The following is a 25,594-nucleotide window of genomic DNA, read 5'->3' as shown; positions in this document are numbered from 1 at the left end:
GAAAAGGCGTTCTAGCGACGTGGCAGTTCGACCTGAACCCGATAATAACGCTGGCCCTGCGGACCTACTGGGACTCGCACCGCGGCCCGGCCCGGCAGGACATTCGTCCAACACGCGGGATCCCAGCAAGGCACATCAGCCGGAAGTGGTAGCGTCGCGAAATTCGTCTTCAAGACCACTTGCCAATTCGGCGCAGTGAGTGACGCACTTTCGTAAACGGTGTTCACGGCACCGGGCAGGGAGGGCCAGGTCAAAATGACGAAGGGCGTGGCGCCCGTCTGCCACTGCGCCGTCAGGGGCACATCCGCCGGAGTGACGGCCTCAGGTACCAACACCGGCACCGGATCCAAGGCATTCGGAATCCCGTCCCCGTCCGAGTCCAGTTCCGTGGATTCCCGCAGCGCCGCATTGATGCGAATTTCCAAGCTTCCGATGACGAGGTTCGTGGAACCGTAAAAGCCGCCGGCGTAGTCGCGCACCCAGCGGAGCCGCCCCTGGTTGTACCGGCTCGAGTCCACGGGCTCAGCCAGCCGTCGATTCCCCACCCACAGGTCCGCGTAATAAACGACCAGGTTGGGCGCGATGTCCAGTGCCACAAACGCGTTGTTCAATTCATTGGTCGCATAGTTCAAGAGAATGAGTTGGTCCACGTACAGCGCATTGCTGACTCCCAGGCCCTGGAACCGGAAGACGGACCCGAATTGCCCGTCCAGGAGCAGCCGACCGATCGCAGCATTGTTGGTGAAGCCCTCCGGCGTCGCACCGCGGTCCTCGCCGGCCCATACCGTCACGTTGTAGGCATAAGCCGGGGCGAAATTGGTGATGGTCGTACCCCGAAGATCTCCGGCCGCCGGCCGCACGGTCAGCGTCAACCCGTCCCGGGCAGTGAAGACGTTATTGGTGGTGTCGGCATCTCCCAGATAGTTGGTGCCCCCCAGCACCAAACGCCGACCAGCCTGAATTGTGTGATTGGTCACTTGGATTCCGTCCGCCCCGAGTTCCACGTTTGCGAGCGGTGCCTCGATTCGCCCCAACAAATTCGTCTCCGGACTGCCCAGCCGCATCTCGCCAGCCCGGATACGCAGGGGACCGAACCAGCTTAGGAGGGCGCCCTCGTTCTGGACGAAACGACTCCAGATCTCGAGCCCATGGGCATCCACGCTGCCCTTGTTGATCACGGCTTCATACGGCTCCTGAAAAACCGACGGAGACCACGGCGGCCGGCGGAGCCCGAGGAGGCTGGCTGCATTGCTAACCGTGATGTTCCCCTCGTTGGTCAGATAGCGCAGCCGGGGAAAACTCTCGGCCCAAGCGATCGTATTGCTAAGGAAATTCAGCTCGCCTCTCGGATGGAATGGCGCAAGGAGCCAGGGCGGGAGTTCGCGCCCCGGCGGCAGATTCGTAGTAAGCGTCACGCGTTCCGCGTCGATCAATGCGCTCCGGAGGACGTTCAGTTTGTCCGCCACGCGCACCTCGTAGGGGGACCGGGGACTGCGTAGTTCCAAATCCTGAATCATGGGCTCGGCGCTCGGCTCGAAGTAGTTGCTGATCATCAGCACCCGGTACCACAGTCCCTCTCCCGTCGCGGTGATGTTTGTCCACATCCCCACCCATGCCCGGAGGTCGCCCACCATCCGGGGTACGCGCGGTAATTGCAGATGCCGGATCTCCAACAAACCATTCGTGGAGCTGAGCCGAATGTCGCTGAACGGGGCCTCGATTTGGGCGTTCGTGCTGCCCACGAAATGGTTCGTCCCGTCCAGCCGCAGATAGCTGGGCACGTTAAGCCGCGCCTCCCGCAAATCCAGGGCCGATCCGGCCACCAACTCCATGCGTCCCAGAACGTTCGAAAATCCACTGCCGATCTGGCTGGAAGACGGCAGCATTACTGCAGGAATCAGTTTGGTAAAGTATCCGGAGTTCGTGGATTCCGGCGTCGCGTTCGTGCCCATCGTCAACAACGTGGGATCATAGCCGCTCGGCGCGACAACCGGCATGGCATTATAAAAAGGCGGAGGGACGCTGCTCACGACGAAGTTGAATGGACGAAAGGCCCCGGCGGGATTCACAGATGCAATGTAAAGCGAGCCATTGGTAAGATTGTAATTGTAGTTCTCTGGCGTGAGGAATTCCGTGAGATAGACTTCGTTGGTCTGGATAAACCGAGTAACCGGATTGGTCACCAAACCGCTCCAACGCACCACGCGGAGGTTGGGGATCATTCGGACCTCCGTTTGGATTTCCAGCGACGCGTTGTATACGTAAACTGCCTGTATGAGGAAGTTGTTGTTGCCGGCGTCGCTGATTTGAACATGGGTATCGAACCCCGCAGGTAATGTGACCTGGGTCAACATCGATTGATAAAAAATGTCTTGCAAGGTGGTCACCCAATGAGGGTCACTAATCAGCGGAGGGGCAAAAGCCCAACTGAAGGTTGTGAAAGGGTTGAGGGCATTGGTATTGAAACCCCAGTAAATGTCGTAAGTGCGCAGGGCAAAATTGGTGTCGCCGGACTCGACATACCTCAACTCGCCTCCGCGCAAATCCAGGTTGTGACCTGTTAGATTGATCTGTCCGAACGGACCGATTTCCAGCCTGCCCCGGTTGATGATGTTCGTCGCCTGCACGAGCAACCAAAGATCGGTGGACACCTCTGCGGCGTTGGGGTGGAGCAGGCCCTCATTATGGAACACGGCCGCCATGCGCCGCTGGGGATTGCCCTGAGGGTCAATGGTCTCCAATCGGTAGCCAGGGCTGCCCCACCACTGCCCCCGGTTCGTAATGAACAGCACGTTTTGAAACTCGATGGGGCCCGGAAGCAGTGCGTTGGTCAGGGCCAGAATGCCCAGGTTGACCACGCGTCGCGCATCAATGACGGGCAGGGGTTCGGGCGGAAAAACGGCCCGGAGCACGCCGCTGTTCAAGAAGAGCTCGTCCGCAGCCTGCGCGGGAGGCACCAGCATCCCCAGCCACAAGACCCAAACGGCCGCCCAATTTCGGGCTCTCCACTTGCGTTTCATCATAGGCGAATGGTCAGCGAATAGGGCTGCAACCGCCGCCGGCCCTGTGCATCCTGTACCTGCAGCACGAAGTCATACGTCCCCGGGGTTCTCGGCGTGCCCAGCAACACGCCGCCGGGGGCGAGGTCCAAGCCGGGCGGCAACCCGGGAGAGTCCTCGGCCAGCGAGAACGTATAGGGGGGGTCGCCGCCGGTGACGGTGAAGGTCACCTGGTAGAATTGCCCGACCACACCATGAGGGAGGGCCAGCGGGGAGATCGTGAGCGCGGTCAAAATCATATCCTCGAGCTGCCGCAGACTCAGACTCTGCGGATAGACCACCGGCGGATTGGTGCTTCCATCGAAGCTGCCCCAGATGAAGTTCGTGATACCCACTCGCTCCGTCAATCCACTGAACAAGAGGAAAGGACTGTAGATGTTGATGTTCATGGGGCCCACCCGGTTGAAACCAATGGTGATGTTGGGTTCAATATGGCCCGGACCAGCCAGGCCCGGAATCGCATTCGTATCAATGAAAATGCCCGCGGTCGAAGACCGCACGGCAATATTCAGGTTCAAGTCATCTGCATAAAACAGAAAATCCGGCGCCGTCACCACCCGCTGGATGTGTTGTTTGACGATCCGATTGTTCGTGACCGCGTGCAGGGTGTAGTAATTCGTGATGGGCTCGAAAAATCGCCCCAACAAAGAGTCGTACTCGGCCCGGACGAACTGCATCCGTTCGATCCCCTGTCGATTCATCGGCACGTTGGTCTCGCAACTGACGGGATGGATCACGATTGCGTGGTTCGTGAAGTAGGTGAAGACCTGCTGCGAGAATTGCTGCCCCACTTGATTGGTGGCCAGGGCGATCTGGTTGGTGACGACCTGGAGGATCGGGGGCAGATTCGAAAGCAGGACGTATCCGCACAACGCATTGGTGGGCAGGATGAAGAAGTCTCCGGAGGGCACCTCGAGAACAATGTGGTTCGTGGTGATGTTGGTACAGATGCCGCCGGGGTAACCCCACTGATTCTGGCACGGCCCAATGTTCGTGGTCACCACGGTCGCCAAGGTGTAGGGGAAATACTGGTTGGTGATCACATTGCCGAACGTGTGCCGGTACCGCACCACGTAATTGGTGACATAATTTGTGGCAAACACGAGGGTTTGCCAGGGCGCCGGGGCCCAAGGTGCATTCGTGAAGTAGGCGACAATATTGGTGGTCACCTCGGTCGTGAACACCGGCTCGGTCTGCTGGATTACCAAACCCGGGTAAAGCCCTTGGAGAGCTATGGCATCGTTCGTCCATGCCGCGGCCACCAAAGTATTGAGATTCGAGCTGACAAGCATCTGGGCGGTTTGAAAATTCGTGTAGAAGAGGATGCTGTCCTGCGTAATGGCTTCCCAATTCACATTGTTGGATCGCCAGAGATACCGGAGGCCTCCCACGTCGTCCCGGCTCAGACCGGTCAAGTAGACGCCATAGTCAAACCAGAGACTCTCGCTGACAGGCAAGTTGAGCTGCGCCAGCGGATCCACAAGGTACTCCACCGCATCGGCCAAGGGATCGGGCCCCGTGCAAATCTCGTTGATGAAATACGACCACAGAACCCCGTTCACGTAACTGCTGGGTTCAAAGGTGACGGGGTCGAAGTTCCGTCGGATCACGTGATAAATCATGAAGGGACAGGGAGCCCCTCCCTGGGGGTAACGGTCCCGCAAACACCAAATCCAACGCACCGACTCGGCCAGGCCCAACTCCTCCAAAATCAAATGCATCGCCACCGATTTCAAATCCGCCAGGCTCAACGCCTGAGCCCGGTAGTTGTACCGGGTGACTTCCAAAGGAAACTCCGACAGGTCCGTGCTGTAGCTCGAAACATTGCTCAAACTGTTGAAAACTGCGATGGCCTGCTCAATCGCAGCTACCCCGTTGGAGCCGAAATAGTCCAAGAAGGAGGCATCGTAAGCGTAGTAAACCACGGGCAGATTCCATCGGTATTCCTCACCGAGGTTCTTGGGTACACCGATGTCCGCGTTGGCCGCCAGGTTGTAGCCGATGGTGGGAACCTGGTAGGCCTCATTCACCGGCCCGAGGAGGCTGAAGGCGTGGAGCCGGGCGGCCAGGCCCAGGGCCAGCCCCATCCAACACAAGCGTTTGCAAAAGCGCCACATAGAGAATTCAGCGCAGTCGGATCACCCGATAAAAGGCAGCCTCTCCCCCCGGGACCAGCATGCTGTCGCGCGTCCCGTGCGCAAACCGCGGACCACCGAGGTTTGTCCAGCCGGTCAGACCGCCGGAGGCCTGGACCTGATAGACCAGGCCCGGCTGGGTGTTCCATTCCAAATACATTCCGTTCGGCGCCCGGTGCAGTCGTGCCCGGAGGACGCTGCGCGTATCCCGCGGATCGGTCCCCGCGAGGAATTCCTCCCAGTTGGTCGCACCGTCCCCATCCGCATCGTCCTGCGGGCGGGGCCAGGACCACAGGTCGGCTCCAAAGTGCTGAGCCATCCATTCCGAGGGGATTCCGCCATAGGACCAGACGCCGTAAGTCGTGTTGCTTCCCGGCGCCGAGAGCGGCGAACGCTGACCGTTCGTCAACACATAAGCCACGCGGAAGCTGTACGTGGTGCTGTGCAGGAGATTCGACACGGTGACCACATTCCGGGTGGTCACCACCGTGGCCTGGGGTGGCTCGGCACCGTTCATGTACAGCTCGTAGGCCTGCACCGGGAAACCAGCCAAGGGCGCCCAGGACACGGAGAGCGCGTTCGATCCCAGCACACTGACCACGGGCGGGTCCAGCGGGAGCAGCGGTTCGGAGGCCGACGCGACGCGCTGGGCTCGAAGGTCGAAGCCGTGATCAACGCCGGTAAAGCTGCTCCAGACAACCAGAAGACGGCCGGCACCGTCACCCGCCACGGCGGGATGGATTTGCTGGCCTCGCGTGGTGGTGTTGAGCTGAATCTCCCCGCCCAAAGGCAGGCCGCTGGCATCGAGCACGCGCCCGAACACGCCCTCGCGGGAACCGTCCTGCTCCAGACTGGTCCACACCACCAGCGCCTGGTTCCGGGCCGACGCGATCTTCGGCGCGAACTGATCGCCGAAGGTGTGGGTGTTCAACCGTCGCACAGCGCCGCCGCTGCCGTTGGCGTCGAACGCGCGGCCCCAAATGTCCCAACTGTTACTGCGCACCAGGGTGTCCTTTTGTCCCCAGATCACCAGGAACCCACCGCCGGGCAGAGCGGCCACCTGGGGATTGGCACAGACATTGGTGTCGGCATTCACGAGGATCTCACCGGAAACCGGCGTGCCGTCGGAGCGGAACAGGCGGGCATAAACATCCACACTGTTTTCGAAACGCTGTTGTTCGCTGACCCAGACCACCACGAACCGGCCGTCGGCAAGACCTGCGACGGCGGGTGTTCGCTGGTTGTAGGGGGTGGTCAGGTTGATGGCGAACTCACCGGTCAGGGGCTGCCCGGTGGGGCTGAACCGCCGGCCAAAGACACCCTGCATGGGCCGATTGCCCGCCTCTTGATTCCAACTGGCCCACACGCAAACCACGGTGCCGTCGGCAAGGCAGGCCAGGGCCGGCCATTGTTTCCCCGTATTCGTGTGGGTGTTGACTTGAAGCTCGTCCGTCAACCAGAGGCCGTCGGGGGAAAGGAACCGGGCCATGACCTGCTGCATGCTGGCGCGGCCGCTCTGCCAGGCGAAGACCGCCCCGCCGTCTTTCAGGGCTGTGACCGCGGGCCGGTTCTGGTCGCCCGCCAGGGTCTGGTTCACACGGAAGGTGCTCAACACGCCCGAAAGGCTGGCGTCCAAGCGGCGCGCGCTTACGCCCTGACCGTGGCCGTCGGTGAATTCGTCCTCCCAGACGATGTAACCGCCCATGGGGCCGACGGCCACAGCGGGCTGGACCTGGTCGCCGGGCAGGGGGTCGGTCAGGGCAAACTCACCGCCCTGGAAAACGAGATCGCCCTGGGCCATCACCCAGAGAGGAAGCATCGCCACCCCCAGCAGGCCTTGGATGCGGCGCCGATGGGTTATCCGTGCAGCCATAACCAGCCTCGGTTCATTCTTATCAGTGGTTCGTTGGGTTGTCCACTTTTTCCCCGCCGGGCGCAACCGCGTGCGGCTCCAACCGGCCATTCAGATCGGCAAACCAATCGGTTTGCGGGTCGTTTGACTGCGCCCTCTCTGATTCGTCTCCGAGCCGTTCCAACAAGGTGCGAAAGCCCCACTGCTGATAAAGCCGACGCAGCTCGGGCACATTCGGGTCTCGCAATTCCAGCTCTGCAGGCTGAAAGCCGGGGGGCAGGTCCGTTCGCAACCGCACCAGACTCTGATTGCGCCGGACGACGTCGGCAGCCTCACGCACGGCGTTGCGGATCCGTTCCGGCTCCACTTCCCCGATGCGATCCAACATCGCGTCGATCGTTCCGAACCTTCGGAGCAACGCAGCGGCCGTTTTGGGTCCCACGCCGGGAACGCCCGGGATGTTGTCCGACGTGTCGCCGACCAGGCTGAGCCAATCCACGATCTGCCGCGGGTCCACGCCGGTCTTCTCGCGCACTTCCTGCGCGGTCCAGACGCGCCCGGAGGCATCGTTCGGGTTGACCAACCCGATTCTGTCCGAAACCAGTTGCATGAAATCCTTGTCCGAACTGGCGATGATCACGTTCCAGCCTTTGCCCTCGGCCCAGCGGGCGAGGGCGGCAATCCAATCATCGGCTTCCACGCCTTCCTGGCAGCCGGTGGCCACCCCGGCGGCTCGGAGCCAGGCCACGATGGAGTCCAGCTGGACTTTCAGTGCCTCCGGCATTTCCGGTCGCTGGGCCTTGTATTCCGGCAATGCTTCGAGGCGTTCCGCGGCCAGGCCGCCGTCCCACAGCACGGCGGCGTGACTGGGCTGCAACCGTTGCCGCAACTTCTCGAATGCCTGGATGAACCCAAAGATCGCGTTGGTGGGGCGACCGTCCGGACCCCGCAGATCGCGGATCGCGTGGAAGGCGCGGTAGGCATACGCGTGCCCGTCCACCAGCAGCAACCGTGGTTCTGCCCCACCCATCGTTATCAGTGTCGCCCCACGTTCGTTCGTGTCGCGGACATGGGCCCGACCCTCGCGGTCGCGCTTCAATCCGCAGTGTCCTCCCTGTCGTCGAAGCCCCGGTCAGGGTTGCGCCGACACCGTTTGCGGCGGGATGGCCGTTTGCGCGAACGGCATTTCGTCGTCCGAATGCACCGGGTTGCCGGCCGGGTCGATGATCCGGGGCGTGACGAAGATGAGGAGATTCTTTTTCTGTTTGGCGTCCGATTCGCTGCGGAAGAACCGTCCCAGCAAGGGCAGGTCGCCCAGCACGGGGACCTTGTCGCGCACCTTGGCGACGCTCTCGCTCAGCAGCCCACCGAGCACCACGGTCTGGCCGTCCCACACAATGGCCGTGGTGGTGACCTGTCGGACGCGGAAAATGGGCAGCGGGAGCTGCGCCGTCAGCGGTACACCGATGGCTCCGGCGCCCACGGACTGGACCTGCGGCACAAACTGGCGGGCGGTTTCGGTATCATAACCGATGAACTCGGTGACCGTGGGCAGGATGGTCAATTGAATCGTATATCCGTCGGCCGAGACAACCGGCAGAACGTCCAGCGTGGGCCCAAACGGCAGCGAAGCGATGTCGTATCCGATCTGTCCGGCGACGGCACCGGCGCCGCCCACGCCCGCCAGTCCGCCGGCACCGCCCGCCGCGGTCTGGCCGGTGCTCAATCCCACGACGACCGATTTGATGTCCACCAGATTCACCTGGGCCTGGCGACCGCTGAGGGTGGTGACCTCGGGTGCCGTGAGAAGCTCCACGCCTTTCCGTTGTTCCAATGCCTGAATGGCCAGCCGGAACTGCGGATCCGTCAAGATTCCCGTGAGGGTAAAGACGGAGGGCGCGTTCAGTTCATTCCGCAGCCCCGAGGTTACTCGGGCATCGGACGGCGCAGGCAGAATCAGAGTGTTGATGTCGGTGGGAACCGCCTGGCCCGGTTGCCCTCCGACTCCAGGTTGTTGCCCCACGCCGGGTTGTTGGCCCGCGCCGGCACCCGGCTGACCTGCCAAGCCGCCGGGGATAAACACGCCGGGGAACGTGCCAGCGGGATTGGCCTGACTGGGCGAACCGGCGTACGAGGGCGCGGTACCGCCTTGCAAGCCGATCCGGCCGCCGCCCATGAGCCAGTTGCCCAGGTACCAATCGAAGCCCAGGGCACGAGAGTCTTCCTGCGAAATATCGATGAACTTGGTCCGGATGTTGACCTGGGGCGGGGCCTCGTTGAGCACCTGAATGGCGGCCTGGATGATGTCGAGATCCTCGGGCGTGGCCCGCACGATCAGTCGGCCGGCGCGATCGTTCCAGAAGACCGCCTTGGGCGGGTTCAGGTCCACGCCCAGGGTCAGGAAGTAATCGCGGACTGCCGCGCTCACATCGGCCGTGGAGTTGGTGCGGGTAATGAACCGGAGGCCACCGCCGCCGGCACCGGCCTGGCCGCCCCCTCCACCCACGCCACCAAAGCCGCCTCCGAAGCTCACTCCGCCGGCCACGTTGACGCGCGGCACCACCGTACCCAGGGTCATGCCTCCGCCGCCCCCGCCGAATCCACCGCCGAACCCGCCGCCGAATCCGCCGCCCCCAAACGCGCCGCCGCCGCCGCCGCCGGTCGAGGTGGCGAAAGCGCCGAACTGCGTCCCTTCCACCGATTCGAGGCCCTGATAGAAGGTGTTCGGGTCAACCTTAAACACGCGCGTCTCTAGGCGCAGCGGCTCCTGACCGCGCAGCGAGAAGACCACCGCGTATTCCTCGATGGAGTATTTGATGGGGCGCTCGGCCACGCGGACGATGGCATCGAGCACATCGGCCAGCCGTACATCCGTCAGCGGCGGGGCGATCTTGATCGAGACCTGCCCCACGTCCACCTGCTCGGTCGGCGGAGCGGCCGGTGTGATGGGCAGGCCGGTCGTGGGATCGATCACCGGTGCCCCCGCCAAAGGTTGGCCCAGCAGTCCGGCCGTGGAGCTCTGCTCGGGAATGGGATTGATGAGGAAGTTGACGCCCCGTTTATCCGGATCGCGCCGCTTGGATTCCTCGTAAAGATGGCGAATGACCTCCTCCAGAGGGAGCCCGTCATAGGAAACGGTTTCCAATCGAATGCGGTCCAGCTTGCTGATGATGGCCTGCCGGCCGCGGCCCACGTGCACCAGGTTGGTGCGGGCGTAGGGGTTGGGGACGGGCAGTTTCTCGCGGGTGGCTTTCGTTTCCCAGGCTTGTTCGATTTCAACCAGCGCCGACTTGGCCTGGGCTTCCCGTTGCCGGGCCGCTTGGCGATATCGCGCATCTTTGACCAAATCCAGATAGTAGGGAGCCGCACGGTTCTCGGGGTCCAGTCGCAGGGCCTGGTTCAGCTTGGCCTCGGCCTCGTCGAGCTTGCCCAGCTCCCAGAGCAGGACGCCGTCCCGGACCAGTTTGGCGGCCTCGGTCTTTTCCTTTTGCACCTCGGGCACGCGCTGGAGCGTCTCCTCGTTGGGCGTTCGCGGGTATTGTGCTGCGAGAGCCGCGTCGTTGGCCTGCTTAAACCGAAGCGCCTCCTGGTCCCCGGGATTGACTTTCAGCACCCGGGTGACCTGGACATCCGCCTCTTTCAGATCGCCGCGCTTTTGCGCTTCGCGGGCCAGGGTCATGCGAACCCTGGTCAGGCCCTGCACGGTCTCCTCGGTTTCCGCGGGGATGCCCGACCCGATTCTCTGGACCAGCGCCCAGGCGTCTTCATACAGGCGTGCTGCGGTGGCCAGGTCCTTGCGGGCCTCTGCGTTTTTTGCTTCGGCGAGCTTTTGGCGCAACTGAACGGTGTTGGCCTGGCGGTAAACAGCCTCCTGCGCGGCCACCGCCGCGGGGTCGGAAGCCGGCTGCGCCATGCCACCGGCCACCGTCGCGACCAGGATTGCAAAACAGCATCGGGTCATGTGGACGTGAGTCATAACTGGCTTGCCTCAAAGCGTCGGCCCACCGACTGGCGGTTTTCTGTCAGGGATCATCCTTCGGTTCGCTTTCTGATGGTGGTCTTCTTCCCCGTCAGGCGGTGGGAAACTACAACTTCGTTTTCGGTGATGGCAACGATATTGTACGCCTCGCCCCCCAGGGTGAGCGTGTCACCCACGCGCCGGCCGGTGAAGGAGCGCTTCTCCGGATCGTAGCGAATGTCGGCCAGGTATCCTTCAACCCGACGATAGGGCTCTTCCTTGCTGAGGCTGATGCGCTCGCCCGACCCGCTGAGTTCCAGGATTAACGCCGTCGGGTTGTCCGGAGGCCCCTGAACTTCGCGCAGCGTGAACAGATCCTCCTTTTTCTCGTTCAAGCGCACAAAGGTTTGACGTTTCCGACGCGCCGCGGGCGTGGGTGCGGCCTGGCGCTCGATGCCGATGAGATACCCGGAAGGCACGCCGTCCGTAACCGGGCCGATCGAATCCAGCGTCAGAATCAGATACAACGGTGTTGTGCTGACGAGCACGGCCGCCTCCGGACCCACTTCGGTGCCTTTCTCGAGCTTGATCAGGCGGCCATCCGGAGTGCGCTGCCACTGGACCGGGTTGAAGAGATTATGGGGCCGGCCGAAATCGGCGTTCAGCGGCGCTTCCAGTCGCTGGATGACCGCTTCGTGAGGCGTCAGGTCCAGCGGCGGCAAGGGCTTGATGGGACGACGCAGGATGCTGTTGCGCTGGTTTTCCAGTTCGCTCCGGGTTTGCGAAATCAGGATGGGCACTGCGGCCACCGCGCCGATGGCCACCACCAGCACCACGCCCAAAATGAGCTTCTCGTAATGTTTTTTCAGCCAGTCCATCAGCGTCGGGTCTCCCGGGGCAAAAGTTTCACCACGTGCAACAGCATGGTGACCCGGAGTGGCTTTTCATCCAACACAGTCTGCGGGCCGCCGCGTCCCGCTCCGCCCCCGGCCGGAATCGTTCCTGCGCCAGCGGTTCCGGGCACGGTTCCCGGCACACCCATGGCGGGAGGAAATGCCGGTGGCGTCAGCGCCGGCTGTCCGGATCCCAATGGGCGATACGGGATGCCGCCCGCGCCCGGGGCACCGGGGCCCACGCCGCCTTCCGGTGCGTAACGCCGGGCCGCGTACGGATCGACGCCTCCCCCGCCGGGCCGGATACCGTATCGACGTGCATAAACCGAGGCGGGATCGCTGCCGGTGGGAGGCGGCGGCGCATAACGGGGAAACGCCGGGGTCACCGGGGGTGCTTCGGCCTCCGGCAAACCCGCCCCCGGCGGCAGGCCGTACCGCTGCTGATAAAAATCTTGCAGTTCGCCGGGTGGCCCCACCTGCGGTCCCAGGCCCGCCGGTTCCACGTCCACCGCCTTGACCAGGATGCAGTAGGGCGAGCTGTGGAAGCCGTTGAGCACGGCGGCCAGTTCGGGGCTGAAGCAGCGGAAGGTCACTTCATAGGGTGTCAAAATCGCCAGGTCGTTCGTTACGGAGCGTTGTTCCAAGTAATCGGAGGCCGGCCCCTTGTAGTCGTCGGTGGAAATCCGTTCCCGACGCAGGTTATCTAGGCTGTTGATCTTGGCGGCAAACAGAATGTCACAGATGGCCTTGACCTCGCCCAACTGCACGGCCAGTCGATCGAGGCTCCCGGGGGCAAAGCGCATGAGGTTTTTCTGCGCCTCGAACGAGAAACTGTATTCGGCGGGCAACTGGACCCCCACGGATTCGGCGGTGCGGCGCAATTCGTCCAAAGTGCGCCACAGTTGCGGGGTGAACAGTTCGGCGGTGACGCGGTTGGTCCCGGTGACCTGGGGGATGGGCGGCGGGGCGGCAAAGTATCGGGAGGTGCGCTGGAGAAACTCGCGCAACTGGGCCTGTTGATTCCGGGCGGCCTGGATGTTGTTGACCCGCTCCGTACCCGGATTCGGGTCCAGGTTGTACAGCCGGTTCAGCTCCTGGTATTGGGCGGTCAGTTGTTCGAAGATCTGATTCTTCTGCCGCAGACTCGAGTAAAGGTAGAAACTCGCCAGTCCCAGCAGCACCAGCGCCACCGCGCTGCTGATCATGAAAAAGAGATTGCGTTTGACCCAGTCCATGTTACGGGCGGGCGAAAAGCGGGGCCAAACTCCGGCAAGAGGGCCGGGTCGAAACAGAAGAGGACCGATGGGGAGTCGACATCATGCGGAGTTCAGTAGATGCGCATGGGCCGCTTGAGCTTGAGACTGATCCCAAAGGTGTAGGTGCCGGTCTGTTCGTCCGGCTGAATGGTGCCTTCGAACTGGGTCCCCTCGGCGCTTACCAGGGGACTCTTTTGCAACTCCTGCAACACGGCGATCGCCAGTTCGGTGTTGGCCGAGGGCGAGACCCGACTCAGGTCCACCGCCCGGCAGTACAGGGTCACGGTGGCGATTTCGTTGGTGTTTTGGGTCGAGGCAGCCGTTGTTCCTTCGGCTCCCGGCATCTCCGGCTGGGGCGTTTCGGGCTCCGCCGGCATGGGAGGAGCCTCCGGATTCACCGGTGTCGTCGGCGCTGCGGGTGCGCCCGGCATGGTGATGCCGTATCGTTTCCGGTAGTACTCGGCGATTTCCGGATTCCAGCCGGTGGTGGTTTGCTGCGCGGCAGCCGCGCCGGTATCACCCTCCGCCGGGGTTTCCAACGAGGCGGGCTGTCGCGAAGCCAGGTTGGCCGTGATAAACCGCTCGACCCAGACCCCCGTGTCCACGCCCAGGCGACGCCTGGTGTTGTCCTCCACGGTCATGAATACGCGCCGCAACTCCATCATCACATCCGCCCAGTAATACCGCTGCTCCATCCAGGAGCTGATCTGCGCGGTGTCTTCCTGGAGCCGACGCAGCTCGGCATACGCGCGTTTGAACTGTTGTTCGCGGGCCTGCAGCGGCTGAACGTCGGCGCTGACCTTCTTCAAGTCCTCCTCCATGACCCGTGCCAGGCGCGAGAACAGGAAGCCCACCGCCGCCACGATTACCACCAGGCTGTACACCGACGCGATGAAGTACGGCTTTTTCTGGTTGAAACTCTGCCAGCGCAACGTGCTGGGCGGCATCAGGTTCAGCTCCACCGGGCACCGCACCACGTTCCGCAGCCCCAACCCCACCAGTTCGCCCATCGCATGGGCCACCTTGGCCAGTTCCTCCAGATTGATCGAGGGATCGATCTCCACCGCCCGCAGCGGGTTGAAGTACTCCACCGGGACGTTGAGTTTCTCGGCGAAAAACTGCGCCGTGTACGGCATGATGGAGGCGCCCCCCGCCAGATACAGTCGTTGAGGCGCCGACCCACCCTGCTGGCCCCGGTAGAACTGAATGGTCTGATTGACTTGGATGTGCAGCCGGGTCATGAACTGCCGCGCGATCTTGGCGATGGCCGCCTGCTGCGGATTCTCCGGCTCCTCGTAGGCGCCGCCCAAGCTTACAAACCCCTCGGCAATCTTGAGCCGCTCGGCCTGGTCGAACTTCAGCTTCGATTCCTGGGCGAAATCCTGCGTAATGGCGTTGGCCCCCAGGTTGATGCTCCGGGCAAAGACCTTCCCCTTCTCGAAAAACAGGAGGTTGCTGGTCTTGGCGCCGATGTCCAACAACATCGTGCACTCCTCCACATCGCCGTAGTTGTACCGGAACGCGTTGCAGAGGGCCGCCGGGGAAACGTCCGTCAGCATCAAATTCAACCCGGCGGTCTCGGCGATGCGGAACAGGCCTTCCACGATGTCCGACTTGATCGCCACCAGCAGCACTTCCAGTTCGCCCGCCGGGTTGGTGCCCAGGATCTGATAATCCCACACCACCTCCTGCAGGGGGAACGGCACGTTCTGCTGTGCCTCGAACTGGATGATCTGACTGACCTTGCCGGTGTCGACCGGCGGAAGCTTCACGAATTTCGAGAAGACATGAAAGCCGGGGGCGCAGACGTTCAGGTCACGGGCCTTGATCTGCTTTTCCGCCAGGATTTCCTGAAGGGCCTTGAGACTGACCTGCTCACGGGAGGATTCCTGGGAGCCCTGGAGGCCGAGAGGACGGAAGCCGAACTGCTTCAGGCGCAACCCACCGGAGTCGCTGGCCTCGAACTCCGCCAGTTTCAGGGTGCCGGCCCCGAAGTCCACCGCCAGGAATGACTTTCCGCTTCGCATTACGCCCAGTCCTTGTCAGCGCTCCACCATAATCCTCGGCCCGGACACTTGCCAAGTCTTGAAAACGGCCGGGGTGGATTAAAGAAAACCGCGATGATGGTCAACCAAAAATCGCGAGCCTGCAAGAAGCGCCGCGCAACGACCTGCGCCCGCGCGCACGTGCACAGCTCATCGCCCTCAGCCCCCAAGGACCTCAGAGGACCCCCTCCCGAGGCCGCTCTGCCAAGGGCGCCGGTCAGGAAGAACGACCCGGACACGCGGAGGAGAGGCACACTGAGCCGCAGAGACCGCCCGGCGCCGAGGATCGCCGACGCCCGGGCCGGCCGCTGACGGAAAAGAGAGAGGCACAAGCCGGTTGTCGCCGACAAACCGTCCCCAAGGGCCGATCCCGGTAGCCGCCGATGGAAGTCGGCGAAACCCAACCCGGTAGCCGCCGATGGGAATCGGCGGATTCCCCCATGGTCCACCGCGTTCCCGCGGTGGCTACCAGATCCATCACTCCGTAGCCGCTGACCGAATTTGGTGGGCCGGCTTGAGATCCATTCCCTTACCGCAGGCGCCGCCCGGTTGGGTACTGGCCACACGGAATCAGGGATCTTGTCCGCCGCCTGCCGGCGGCGGCTACCATTTCGACCTCGTAGCCGCCGACGGAAGTCGGCGGAATCCAACCCGGTAGCCGCCGATGGAAATCGGCGGATCACCCCATTGTCCGCCGCGTTCCCCTGGTGGCTACCAGATCCGCTACTTCGGAGCCGCCGACCGAATTTGGTGGGCAGCTCGAGATCCATCCCCTTACCGCAGGCGCCGCCCGGTTGGCCGATGGCCAGCCGGAATCAGGGAACTTGTCCGCCGCCTGACGGCGGCGGCTACCTCCGCCCGTAGCCACCGACGGGAGTCGGTGGATAGTCTCTCCTGTAGCCGCCCGCGGAAGTCGGCGGATAATCGATCCCACCCAAGGCGCCGGTGAAAGCCCGCAGAGCAGCTCGTGATGGATCGCCTGGGTGCAGGGGCAAGCCAGCTTGTCCGCCGCCTGACGGCGGCGGCTACCTCCGCCCGTAGCCGCCGATGGAAGTCGGCGGAGCTCTGCTCGGTAGCCGCCGATGAGAATCGGTGGATTGCCCCACGGTCCACCACGTTCCCGCGGTGGCTACGAAGTTGGCCGATGGCCAGCCGGATCGGGAAGCTTGTCCGCCGCCTCACGGCGGCGGCTACTGAAGGGCACGCCCTGCGGCCCACGGCACAGCGCATACCTCGAGTCCGAGGACCTCGCGATCGTTCGCAACAACCTCCAGGCTTCAAAGCTGCCGTCGGGGCTCTGCGATCCTCACCACGGGCCTTGTCGGTTGCGCGGCGATTGCGTTTGACCGGTTCGTCAGCGCCCCGGCAAGATGGCCGGCAACGGCGGGCCGGTTCGCTGGAAGCCCGCACGATGCAGGAATTCGCAAACAGCAAGGAAGGAGACCCATGAGACTGGACGATTTGTACTCGCAACTGACGATCTCCACGGGGGCCAAACTGGTGCTGGTGGTGCTGGACGGCGTGGGGGATGTGGCCACACCGGAGCAGGGCGGGTTGACGCCTTTGGAGGCGGCGCAGACGCCGAATCTGGATCAGTTGGCGCAGGTATCGGCCCTGGGGCGGATGATCCCCGTGGCGCCGGGCATCACGCCCGGCAGCGGCCCGGGACATCTGGCGTTGTTCGGGTACGATCCCATCGAGTACCAGGTCGGCCGCGGCGTCATCGAGGCGCTGGGGCTGGGCGTGGACCTGCAGCCGGGCGATGTCTGTGCCCGCGCCAACTTCGCCACGCTCGACGACAAGGGCATTGTCACCGACCGCCGCGCCGGCCGTATCCCCACCGAGACCTGCGAACGTCTCTGCGCCCGACTCCAGGAGCGCATCCAGCAGCTCGGGGACACCCGCGTCATCATCCGGCCCGGCAAGGAACATCGGTTCGTGGTCGTTTTCCGCGGGCCCGATCTGGAGGGTCCCCTGACCGACGCCGATCCCAACCGTGAAGGCCTGCCCATCCCCAGGGCGGAGCCGCGCGATCCGCAGAACCCGCGCCAGCAGAAGATGGCCAAACTGGTGGCCGAATTCTATCAGGCGGCCCTGCCGTTGCTGGCCGGGGAGAAGCCCGCCAACGGCTTTCTCATGCGCGGCATCGCCCATCAACCCCACATTCCGCGGTTCGAGGAACGCTACCGGCTCCGCGCCGCCGCCCTGGCCGTCTACCCCATGTACAAGGGTCTGGCCCAACTCGTGGGCATGACGAAACTGGAGGGCCCGCAAACCGTGCGCGAGCAATTCGAACGCTACCTGGCCGAATACGATCGCTACGACTTCTTCTTCATCCACCACAAGGCCACGGACAAGGCGGGCGAGGACGGCAATTTCGAGGCCAAGAAACGCGCCATCGAGGAACTGGACGCCGCGCTGCCGGTGCTGCTGCAAAAGAAACCGGACGTGCTGGCCATCACCGGGGATCATTCCACCCCGTGCGTGGTCCGGGGACATTCATGGCATCCGCAGCCGGTGCTCTTGCATTCCCGCTACAGCGGCACCGACAAACGTGCGCGCTTCACCGAGCACGACGCCAACCACGGCTCGCTCGGCCTCTTCGAAGCGCGGTTCCTCTTGCGCTTGATGCAGGCGCACGCGCGCATGTTCGACAAATTCGGCGCCTGATCTTCGCGGCCACGCGCGGTGACGCACGATTTTTGCGTCGCCGCGCAAAAAACATTTGCCAACCTTCCACATTTCTGTTTACAAGCGGCCGTGGACAGCGATGGCAATCACGCAAACAACGTCGCGGCGCAGCTTCCCATCCTCCCCACGGCTTTTCCCGTCCTCACACTGCTGAACCGTCAACCCTGTGTGGAATGGAGGTGAGAACCGACATGGCAGCGAAGAAGAAAGCCGCCAAGAAGAAAGCAGCCAAGAAGAAGTAACCCCTGACCCATACCAGGATGGTAGGCCGTGCGGCCGTGGCCGCCGGTCTCCCATCCTGGTTTTCGTTTGGTCGGTCGAGGCATGGCCTGTCTGGTCTTCGACATTGAAACTTCCGCATTGCCCCTGGAGCAGTTCGACGAAGCCCAGCGCGAGTTTCTCTTCCGCGAGGCGGAACGTCTTCCCGACGAGGTCGCCCGTCAGACGCGTCGGGCCGAGATCCAGCAGCAGATGAGCTTGTGGCCCTTGACGGCGCAGGTGGTCTGCATCGCCATGCTCAATGCCGAGAGCCTGCGAGGCCAGGTCCTGTTCCTGGCCGAGGACTACGAGGAGGAGGCCGAGGCCGGGCCGGTCGAGTTCGTGCCCTGCATGGACGAGGTGGAGTTGCTGACGGCCTTTTGGGATGTGGCGCGGCATTACGAGGAGGTGGTGACGTTCAACGGGCGCACGTTCGATGTGCCGTTTCTCTATCTGCGGTCGGCCCTGCTGAACGTGCCCATCAGCCGCAAGGACTGGCTCGGCTACCGCTTCGCCACCACGCCGCACTGCGACCTGGCCGAGCAACTGACGTTCTACGGGGTCAGCGGGCGCGAAGGCGCGGCCCGTCGGTTCAATCTTGACTTTTATTGCAAGGCCTTCGGCATCGATTCGCCCAAGGCGCACGGGGTCACGGGACGCGACGTGGGCGCGCTGCTGGCCGAGGGGCGGTCACGGGAAGTGGCCGAGTACTGTTTGCGCGACGTGCGAGCCACGGTGGAGCTGTACCGGATCTGGCGCGAACGGCTCGCCGGAATCAAGTAAACGGCCTCCGCGCGGCGCCGCGTCCCGACCTCGCCTGCGTGGCTCCGGAGTGCGTTCGCTGTTTCCGCCCTGCCCCATGTCCGAACCATCGCCCTCCATTTCGAGCTCTGCGGCCCCCTGGGTGTGGGTGTGCTTCGCCCTGCCCGAGGAAGCCCGTCCCCTGCGCGCCCGGCTCGGGCGATTGCCGGGCGTGGAGATCGTCCTCACCGGGATCGGCCCGGAAGCAGCCCGGCGCTCGATTCAATCCAGACTGGCCCGGCAGCGTCCGGCCTGCGTGCTGAGCTGCGGCCTGGCCGGCGGTCTCGATCCGCGCTGGCCGGCCGGCACGGTGCTGTTCGCGTCCGCCGATCCCTTCTGGGCGCGGCGTTTCCATGCTTCGGGCGCCCGACCGGGCCGTTTCTGCGCGGCAGAACACGTGTTGCGCACCGCCTCCGAAAAGGCCGCCCTCTTCCAGGTCACGCACGCCGACGCGGTGGAGATGGAATCCGGCCCGATTCAAGCCCTGTGTCAGAACCTCGGCATCCCCTGCGCCGCAGTCCGGGCGATTTCCGACACCGCACAAGAAGATCTGCCATTGGACTTCCAGAGGTACGTGCGCAGCGACGGTACCCTGGACCGCGGGCGCCTGGTTCGGGAGGCGTGGATGCGACCCGGCTGCTGGGCGGGGCTGCTCCGGCTGCAGGCCCGCGCCCGCGCGGCGGCACGGCGACTGGCCGAAGTCTTGGAAGCAGCTCTCTACGGTTGGCAACAGGCGGTCCAGCCGCCGCGGCCCGGCGGCGGTGACGTTCAGGGACCGATCTGAACCGGGCGCACTCGTTGTCCCTCCCGGATCCGTTCGCCGGGGTACAGAATCACTCGTTCCCCTTCGTTCAAGCCGCCCAGAATCTCCGCCTCCCGTTCGTTCCGGTGGCCCACTTGAAGGCGGCGCAGGCAGGCACGCCCTCCTTCCAACACGAACGCCGCCCAATCCGCGCCGCGTCGGAACAATGCACCCAAGGGGACCTTGAGCACGTCCGCCCCTGCCCAGACGACCACCACCGCTTCCACGCGAAACTGATCGCCCAAGCCGCGCCGCTCCTCCGGCGGCGTCACCAGGTCGGCGATCACGCGCACGCGTTGCTCCTCCACTCCCAGGGCGGAGATCTTGGTGAAGGCGGAGGGTTCCACCCGGCGCACGCGCGCCTCCAGAGGATGGGAACCGCCCCATTGTTCCAGCCGCACGGGCATCCCGGGTTCCACGGCGGCTGCCTCACGGGATAACATCTCGATGACCACCTCCAGATCCGTGGGGTCGCCCACCTCGAGCAAGGGCGTTCCGGCGGCCACCGGGCGGGCACTTTCCTCGAACACCCGGAGCACGCACCCGGTCACCGGGGCCCGCAATGCCACCGGTGCATCCCCTTCCCCGCTCTCCGCACCGGGCGCCGGAAACAGCGAAAGCTCCGCCTCGGCCATGCGCAATCGGCTCTCGGCCACGGCCACTTGTTGCGCCGCGTCCGTCTCTCGCCACCGGGCCGTGTCACGTTCCTGGGGCGTGGCCGAACCGGAGGCGAACAGGGCTTCGACCCGCGCGCGTTCTTTTTGGGCCCACTCCAGGGCGGCCTGCGCACGTAGCAGTTCCGAGTGCGCCGCTTCTCGCCGCGCCTCCGCCAGCGCCCGCGAGCGCGGATCCAGCAACGCCGCGGGCACCGGATCCAACACCGCCAGAACCGTTTCCCCGGCCCGGATCGGGTCCCCGGCCTTGAGCTCGATGCGCCGGAGGTGCCCGGCTACCGGGGCGGTGATCACATACCGATGTCGCACCCGGGTCTTGCCTTCCTCCCGCACGGTGACCTCCAGCGGGCCGCGTGTGACCTCGGCGATCTCCACGGGCGCGGCTTCGGGCCGCAGTCCGGCGATGAGAAGGCCCACCAGCCCGAGTCCCACGAGGGCCCATTGCCACCGGCGCCAGTTACGGCGCCGGACCTGCTCGGCTGCGGGTATTGTCCCCAGGTGCTGATTCATTCCCCGGAACGTTGGCTTGCGTCACTTGGACCCGTTGCGTGGTCAGCCTACGAATGCTGCCGGATGGGGAAAAGCACGGAAACCAACCCCCGGCGCACATAAACGAAGTGCCGCGCCGGTGTTTCAGCTGAATCGGACCCCGCGGGGCGAGATCGGTCAGCCCGAGAAATTCTCCAAACCCGGCCGCTCTTCCGACGTCGAGTCGTGGAAAGCCCGCTATCCGGCAGGTTGAGAATCTATTCCAGTAGCCGCCGCCGTGAGGCGGCGGACTGGAAACTCCGAATTTCGAGTTCCGTCCTCGAGGGCAGTCACCGCAGCCGGGCACGAGTTTGCGGCTTGTCCCACCGGCTTCCGTCGCTGGCTACCATGCTTTTTCCAGGTCCGCCGATTTCCATCGGCGGCTACGGGGGTCAGATTGGGTAGCCGCCGCCGTGAGGCGGCGGACAAAATCCTTGATTCCGGCCGGCCATTGCCCAACCGGGCGGCGCCTGCGGTAAGGGGATGGATCTCGAGCTGCCCACCAAATTCGGTCAGCGGCTCCGAAGTAGCGGATCTGGTAGCCACCACGGGAACGCCGCGGACCATGGGGTGATCCGCCGATTTCCATCGGGGGCCACGAGAATAGTAGCCGCCGCCGTAAGGCGGCGGATCATGAGAAGGCCAGTCACCGAGGAGCGGTCCATCTACCGCCTTTCCTCATGCGGCCGACCCGGGATCCGAGAAATGCCTGACTGCTCCGTGGGCATCTCGTAACGGGGCGGTGATTCACGAGTCGGTCCACCGACTTCCGTCGGTGGCTACCATACTTTTTCCAGGTCCGCTGATTTCCATCGGGGGCTACGAGAATAGTAGCCGCCGCCGTAAGGCGGCGGATCATGAGGAGGCCAGTCACCGAGGAGCGGCCCGTCTGCCGCCTTTCCTCATGCGGCCGACCCGGGATCCGAGAAATGCCTGACTGCTCCCCGGGTGTCTCGTAAAGGAACGCAGTGGTTCACCAGTCGGTCCACCGACTCCCGTCGGTGGCTACCATACTTTTTCCAGGTCCGCCGATTTCCATCGGCGGCTACGGGATTGGATTCCGCCGGCTTCCGCCGGCGGCTACGGGGTCGAAATGGTAGCCACCGCGGGAACGCGGTGGACCACGGGGCAATCCGCCGACTCTCATCGGCGGCTGGCGGGTTGGGTTTCGCCGACTTCCGTCGGCGGTTACTTGGTAGATTCTGCGTGATCTGTGGGCTTTTCTCTTCCGCGTGTTCTGCGGGCTCTGGGGGCTTTTTCTCGGGCGGCTGTGCGTGGTCCTCGGGGCGGTCTCTTCCCACCTCTTCTGCAAACGGGAAGCCGCCGTCACGGCAGGCGAGCAAACCCAAGCTGCCTTTTGCGTTGCCCCCCGCCCGGCCGGGCGCGGCACGCGGCTGCGGTCGGGTCCGAAGCGGATCTTGAAGGGGCCCCGTTTCAGCCTGGCGTTCGCCGCTTTGTAACCTTTCCCACCCTGCCGGGTCGGTTCGGGTGGACGTATGAAAGAGCTACTGATCCTGGGTGCAGGCACCGCTGGAACGATCATGGCCAATCGGATGCGACGCCGATTGGACCCGGTCCAGTGGCGGATTCGTGTCGTGGACGAGCATCCCACGCACTTTTACCAGCCCGGCTTCCTCTTTCTGCCCTTCGGCATCTACGAGCCGGAAGACATCATCCGACCCAAACGCCGGTTCATGCCGTCCGGGGTGGAGTATGTCGAGGCCCGTGCGGAACGCATCGAACCCGAGAACAATCGCGTGGTGTTGGGCGACGGACGCATTCTGCCCTACGACGTTCTCATCGTCGCCACGGGCACCCATCCCGTCCCCGGGCAGGTCGAGGGCATGCTCGGCGATGACTGGGGCCGACGCGTTTTCGAGTTTTACACTTTCGATGGAGCGCGTCGGTTGACGGAGCACCTGCGCCAGTGGCGGGGTGGCCGTCTCGTCGTGCATGTCAGCGAAATGCCCATCAAATGCCCGGTGGCGCCGCTGGAGTTCGTCTTTCTGGCGGACTGGTGGCTGCAAACGCAGGGGCTGCGCGATCGCACCGAGCTGGTGTACGTGACGCCGTTGTCCGGTGCCTTCACGAAGCCCGTCGCCTCGCGGGTGCTGGGCGATTTGCTCGAACGCAAACGCATCCAGGTGGTCACCGACTTTGCCGTGGCCCGCGTGGACAACGAACGCCATCGGCTGGTCGCCTGGGACGACCGCGAAGTGCCCTACGACCTGCTGGTGACCGTGCCCCCGAATTTCGGGGCCGAGGTCATCGAGCGGTCCGGACTCGGCGACGAGATGAACTTTGTGCCCACGGACCGGCACACGCTGCAGGCGCGGGGCCACGACAACATCTTCGTGCTCGGCGACGCCACCGACCTGCCCACTTCCAAAGCCGGTTCCGTGGCCCATTTCGAAGCCGAGGTGCTGACGGAGAACCTGCTGGCCTTCACGCGCCATCAACCCTTGCCCGCCCGCTTCGACGGCCACGCCAACTGCTTCGTCGAGACCGGCTTTCACAAGGCCATCCTGCTGGACTTCAATTACAACCTGGAGCCCGTGCCCGGCCGATTCCCGCTGCCGTACCTCGGTCCGCTGCGGCTGCTGGGCGAATCCCGACTGAATCACTGGGGCAAGATGGCCTTCCTGTGGATGTACTGGCACCTGTTGCTGCCGGGCCGGCCGATCCCGTTTGTGCATCACCAAATGTCGCTGGCGGGCAAACAAATCCCCGCCGGCGCACTCAAACCGGAAATGGCCGGCTGAACCCGCTCAACACCAACCTGCAAGAGACACCCGCTTATGCCCGAGACAACCATCGCTGGTCACACCGTCACCGTGGACGAGGAGGGGTACCTGACCAACCCCTCGCAATGGAATCCGGACATCGCCCGGGCCCTGGCGCGCGACCTGGGCCTGGAGCTGACCGACGCGCATTGGAAGGTCCTGGAGTTCATGCGACGCGACTTCCAGGAACGCGGCACCGTGCCCGGAATGCGTCGCCTCAACAAGGTCGGCGGCTTTGCCACCAAAGACCTTTACACGCTGTTCCCGGACGGCCCCATCAAGAAGGCCGCCCGCATCGCCGGTTTGCCCAAACCGACCAGTTGCGTCTGAACCCCGTGGCGGAACCCCGCAATCCATGTGAGGCGTTATGAACTCGACTCCGGACCGTCCCCGCAAGGTCTCGATCATTGTCTCCCGCGGTACGCTCGACGGAGTGTATCCGGGTCTCATCCTGGCCAACGGCGCCCGGATGGAGGGCATCGAAGCGGATCTGTTCTTCACCTTCTTCGGGCTGTACGCGGTGCTCAAAGGCTTTCAGGACAAGCTGCGCATTGCCACCGTGGGCAACCCGGCCCTGCGCGTGCCGCACGCCAAGGGTGTCCCGCTGCCCACGCTGTTGGGGGCCCTGCCCGGCATGTCCGCCCTCGCCACCGCCATGATGAAGAAGGAGATGGAAAAACTCGACATCCCGCCCGTGTCGGAATTCCTGCAGATGATTCACGAAGCCGGCGGGCACATCTTCGCCTGCAAGGCCGCGGTGGAGATGTTCCATCTTCGACCCGAGGACTTTTGTCCGCAGGTGGAGAAGGTGCTGACGGTGGGCGAGTTTTACGAGCGCTCCGCCGGCGCGCAGATCATTTTCACCTGAACGAGGCGCAGGGCGCCTTTCAGGTGGCAGGGCGCCCGTGGGAGCAGACTCCCCGGATCCCATGAGTGGCCGAAGGATGGTGCGCCCAACCAAGATTCCTTGCCGCATGAGCCGCCGCCTCACGGCGGCGGCTACGGAAGATGGTCTTGGTCCGCCGCCTGACGGCGGCGGCTACGAGGTGGGGGACTCCCTCAACACCGGCAGGGCGGGCGGTGGCGGCTCCGCCTGGCGCATTGCCGCATACAGCTTCCAGAACCGCTCCCAATACCCCTGCCCCAACGGATGCAACCACGGATATCCCGGCACCACCGCTCCACTGTACGGCCACTCCCCAGCCGACGAGACCAACCCGGCCCGAACCGGGTTTTCCAAAATGTAAAAACACGTCCTGGCAAACGCGTCCCTCTCGCGTTCCTCTTCCCGGAGCACGTGATCATGGGCCTGATGCTGCCAACGCCGACCCTCCCCCAGAGCCGGATCCAAGTGCCGGCGCAAGAACCTCATGGCGTTGAGCTGATCGCTGTGAAGCCGCAGCCCCATCCAGATCACATGCAGATGGTCCGGCATCAGGCAGTAGGCCGGACACCAAACCGCGTAGCGGGCTGCGGTGTGCAGTAACATCTCCCGAAACACCAGATGAAACCGGGGCGTGAGCCATCCTTGCGCGCGATCTTGCAGGGTCAGCGTCCAAAAGACCACGGCGTGCCCTCGGTAACGCTGCCGGTCCAGTTTGGGCAACTTCCCTTTGGGCGTGAAGGCCACGGGCCGATCCTACCGGCCCCAAAAGGAGGTCGGAAGAGGAAAGTTGTGCGGTAGCCGCCGGCGGAAGTCGGCGGAACCCAACTCAGTAGCCGCCGATGAGAATCGGCGGATTGCTCCATGGTCCACCGCCGGCCGCGGTGGCTACTGGTTTTGTCCGCCGTCTGACGACGGCGGCTACGGAAGATGGTCTTGGTCCGCCGCCTCACGGCGGCGGCTACCATTTCTCGTA

16 protein-coding genes are annotated in these 25,594 nt (G+C 64.0%); 6 read left to right on the top strand and 10 right to left on the bottom strand.

The genetic code is table 11. The annotated features are described in order from the left end of the window. Positions 1-11: 11 nt before the first annotated feature. The 8 genes from ACPDIT_RS12325 to pilM all read right to left on the bottom strand — a co-directional run bounded on the left by ACPDIT_RS12325 (position 12) and on the right by pilM (position 15,180). On the bottom strand, positions 12-3,023 hold the full coding sequence (locus tag ACPDIT_RS12325) for a hypothetical protein (RefSeq protein ID WP_423443918.1): 3,012 nt from the start codon (positions 3,021-3,023) through the stop codon (positions 12-14). Then, positions 3,020-5,176 carry an Ig domain-containing protein gene (locus tag ACPDIT_RS12320; protein ID WP_423443916.1) on the bottom strand — a complete coding sequence of 719 codons (2,157 nt, stop codon included), beginning with the start codon at positions 5,174-5,176 and terminating at the stop codon, positions 3,020-3,022. Before ACPDIT_RS12320 ends, ACPDIT_RS12325 begins: the two co-directional genes overlap by 4 nt. A 7-nt stretch (positions 5,177-5,183) precedes the next feature. After that, entirely contained in the window at positions 5,184-7,067 is a 1,884-nt protein-coding gene (locus tag ACPDIT_RS12315; protein WP_423443914.1) for a fibronectin type III domain-containing protein, read from the bottom strand. Between the two features lie 22 nt (positions 7,068-7,089). Further along, a complete protein-coding gene (locus ACPDIT_RS12310; RefSeq protein WP_423443913.1) occupies positions 7,090-8,076 on the bottom strand; it encodes a 5'-3' exonuclease in 987 nt (328 codons plus the stop codon). 102 nt (positions 8,077-8,178) lie between these two features. Next, positions 8,179-11,007, bottom strand: coding sequence for a hypothetical protein (locus ACPDIT_RS12305; protein WP_423443911.1), 2,829 nt, complete (start codon positions 11,005-11,007; stop codon positions 8,179-8,181). Positions 11,008-11,075: 68 nt separating this feature from the next. After that, positions 11,076-11,882, bottom strand: a complete 807-nt coding sequence (locus tag ACPDIT_RS12300; RefSeq protein WP_423443909.1) for a hypothetical protein — start codon at positions 11,880-11,882, stop codon at positions 11,076-11,078. Next, the gene (locus ACPDIT_RS12295; protein ID WP_423443907.1) at positions 11,882-13,132 is read right to left on the bottom strand and encodes a hypothetical protein; all 1,251 of its coding nucleotides are present in this window, start codon (positions 13,130-13,132) and stop codon (positions 11,882-11,884) included. The genes ACPDIT_RS12300 and ACPDIT_RS12295 overlap by 1 nt, the downstream gene beginning before the upstream one ends. A gap of 92 nt (positions 13,133-13,224) precedes the next feature. Then, on the bottom strand, positions 13,225-15,180 hold the full coding sequence (gene pilM / locus ACPDIT_RS12290; RefSeq protein WP_423443905.1) for a type IV pilus assembly protein PilM: 1,956 nt from the start codon (positions 15,178-15,180) through the stop codon (positions 13,225-13,227). A 1,464-nt stretch (positions 15,181-16,644) separates the two neighbouring features. Between pilM and ACPDIT_RS12285 the strand changes: the two genes are divergently transcribed. The 3 genes from ACPDIT_RS12285 to ACPDIT_RS12275 all read left to right on the top strand — a co-directional run bounded on the left by ACPDIT_RS12285 (position 16,645) and on the right by ACPDIT_RS12275 (position 19,732). Next, entirely contained in the window at positions 16,645-17,868 is a 1,224-nt protein-coding gene (locus tag ACPDIT_RS12285) for a 2,3-bisphosphoglycerate-independent phosphoglycerate mutase (RefSeq protein ID WP_423443903.1), read from the top strand. Between the two features lie 345 nt (positions 17,869-18,213). Further along, a complete protein-coding gene (locus ACPDIT_RS12280) occupies positions 18,214-18,930 on the top strand; it encodes a ribonuclease H-like domain-containing protein (protein WP_423443901.1) in 717 nt (238 codons plus the stop codon). A 76-nt stretch (positions 18,931-19,006) separates the two neighbouring features. Next, complete coding sequence (locus ACPDIT_RS12275) at positions 19,007-19,732, top strand: hypothetical protein (RefSeq protein WP_423443899.1); 726 nt, start codon at positions 19,007-19,009, stop codon at positions 19,730-19,732. On the opposite strand, the gene ACPDIT_RS12270 is transcribed toward ACPDIT_RS12275, so the two are convergent. After that, complete coding sequence (locus tag ACPDIT_RS12270; RefSeq protein ID WP_423443898.1) at positions 19,717-20,934, bottom strand: efflux RND transporter periplasmic adaptor subunit; 1,218 nt, start codon at positions 20,932-20,934, stop codon at positions 19,717-19,719. The genes ACPDIT_RS12275 and ACPDIT_RS12270 overlap by 16 nt on opposite strands. 1,514 nt (positions 20,935-22,448) lie before the next feature. On the opposite strand from ACPDIT_RS12270, the gene sqr reads away from it, so the two are divergent. The 3 genes from sqr to ACPDIT_RS12255 are packed head-to-tail and all read left to right on the top strand — an operon-like array spanning position 22,449 to position 24,603. Further along, on the top strand, positions 22,449-23,714 hold the full coding sequence (sqr, locus tag ACPDIT_RS12265; RefSeq protein ID WP_423443896.1) for a type III sulfide quinone reductase, selenoprotein subtype: 1,266 nt from the start codon (positions 22,449-22,451) through the stop codon (positions 23,712-23,714). Between the two features lie 36 nt (positions 23,715-23,750). Further along, positions 23,751-24,065 (top strand): TusE/DsrC/DsvC family sulfur relay protein, encoded by a 315-nt coding sequence (locus ACPDIT_RS12260; RefSeq protein WP_423443894.1) that lies wholly within the window; start codon positions 23,751-23,753, stop codon positions 24,063-24,065. 37 nt (positions 24,066-24,102) lie between these two features. Further along, a complete protein-coding gene (locus ACPDIT_RS12255) occupies positions 24,103-24,603 on the top strand; it encodes a DsrE/DsrF/DrsH-like family protein (protein ID WP_423443892.1) in 501 nt (166 codons plus the stop codon). Between the two features lie 171 nt (positions 24,604-24,774). On the opposite strand, the gene ACPDIT_RS12250 is transcribed toward ACPDIT_RS12255, so the two are convergent. Beyond that, positions 24,775-25,365 (bottom strand): transposase, encoded by a 591-nt coding sequence (locus ACPDIT_RS12250; RefSeq protein ID WP_423443890.1) that lies wholly within the window; start codon positions 25,363-25,365, stop codon positions 24,775-24,777. Positions 25,366-25,594: the final 229 nt, after the last annotated feature.

Source organism: Limisphaera sp. VF-2, from assembly GCF_049537125.1.
Lineage (GTDB): Bacteria > Verrucomicrobiota > Verrucomicrobiia > Limisphaerales > Limisphaeraceae > Limisphaera.
Note: the sequence above shows the minus strand (reverse complement) of the source record. Positions and strands in the feature narration are given on the sequence as shown.

Coding starts and splice junctions, on each gene's coding strand:
- ACPDIT_RS12325 (WP_423443918.1), bottom strand. CDS start 3,023: ATGATGAAACGCAAGTGGAGAGCCCGAAATTGGGCGGCCGTTTGGGTC.
- ACPDIT_RS12320 (WP_423443916.1), bottom strand. CDS start 5,176: ATGTGGCGCTTTTGCAAACGCTTGTGTTGGATGGGGCTGGCCCTGGGC.
- ACPDIT_RS12315 (WP_423443914.1), bottom strand. CDS start 7,067: ATGGCTGCACGGATAACCCATCGGCGCCGCATCCAAGGCCTGCTGGGG.
- ACPDIT_RS12310 (WP_423443913.1), bottom strand. CDS start 8,076: ATGGGTGGGGCAGAACCACGGTTGCTGCTGGTGGACGGGCACGCGTAT.
- ACPDIT_RS12305 (WP_423443911.1), bottom strand. CDS start 11,007: ATGACCCGATGCTGTTTTGCAATCCTGGTCGCGACGGTGGCCGGTGGC.
- ACPDIT_RS12300 (WP_423443909.1), bottom strand. CDS start 11,882: ATGGACTGGCTGAAAAAACATTACGAGAAGCTCATTTTGGGCGTGGTG.
- ACPDIT_RS12295 (WP_423443907.1), bottom strand. CDS start 13,132: ATGGACTGGGTCAAACGCAATCTCTTTTTCATGATCAGCAGCGCGGTG.
- pilM (WP_423443905.1), bottom strand. CDS start 15,180: ATGCGAAGCGGAAAGTCATTCCTGGCGGTGGACTTCGGGGCCGGCACC.
- ACPDIT_RS12285 (WP_423443903.1), top strand. CDS start 16,645: ATGAGACTGGACGATTTGTACTCGCAACTGACGATCTCCACGGGGGCC.
- ACPDIT_RS12280 (WP_423443901.1), top strand. CDS start 18,214: ATGGCCTGTCTGGTCTTCGACATTGAAACTTCCGCATTGCCCCTGGAG.
- ACPDIT_RS12275 (WP_423443899.1), top strand. CDS start 19,007: ATGTCCGAACCATCGCCCTCCATTTCGAGCTCTGCGGCCCCCTGGGTG.
- ACPDIT_RS12270 (WP_423443898.1), bottom strand. CDS start 20,934: ATGAATCAGCACCTGGGGACAATACCCGCAGCCGAGCAGGTCCGGCGC.
- sqr (WP_423443896.1), top strand. CDS start 22,449: ATGAAAGAGCTACTGATCCTGGGTGCAGGCACCGCTGGAACGATCATG.
- ACPDIT_RS12260 (WP_423443894.1), top strand. CDS start 23,751: ATGCCCGAGACAACCATCGCTGGTCACACCGTCACCGTGGACGAGGAG.
- ACPDIT_RS12255 (WP_423443892.1), top strand. CDS start 24,103: ATGAACTCGACTCCGGACCGTCCCCGCAAGGTCTCGATCATTGTCTCC.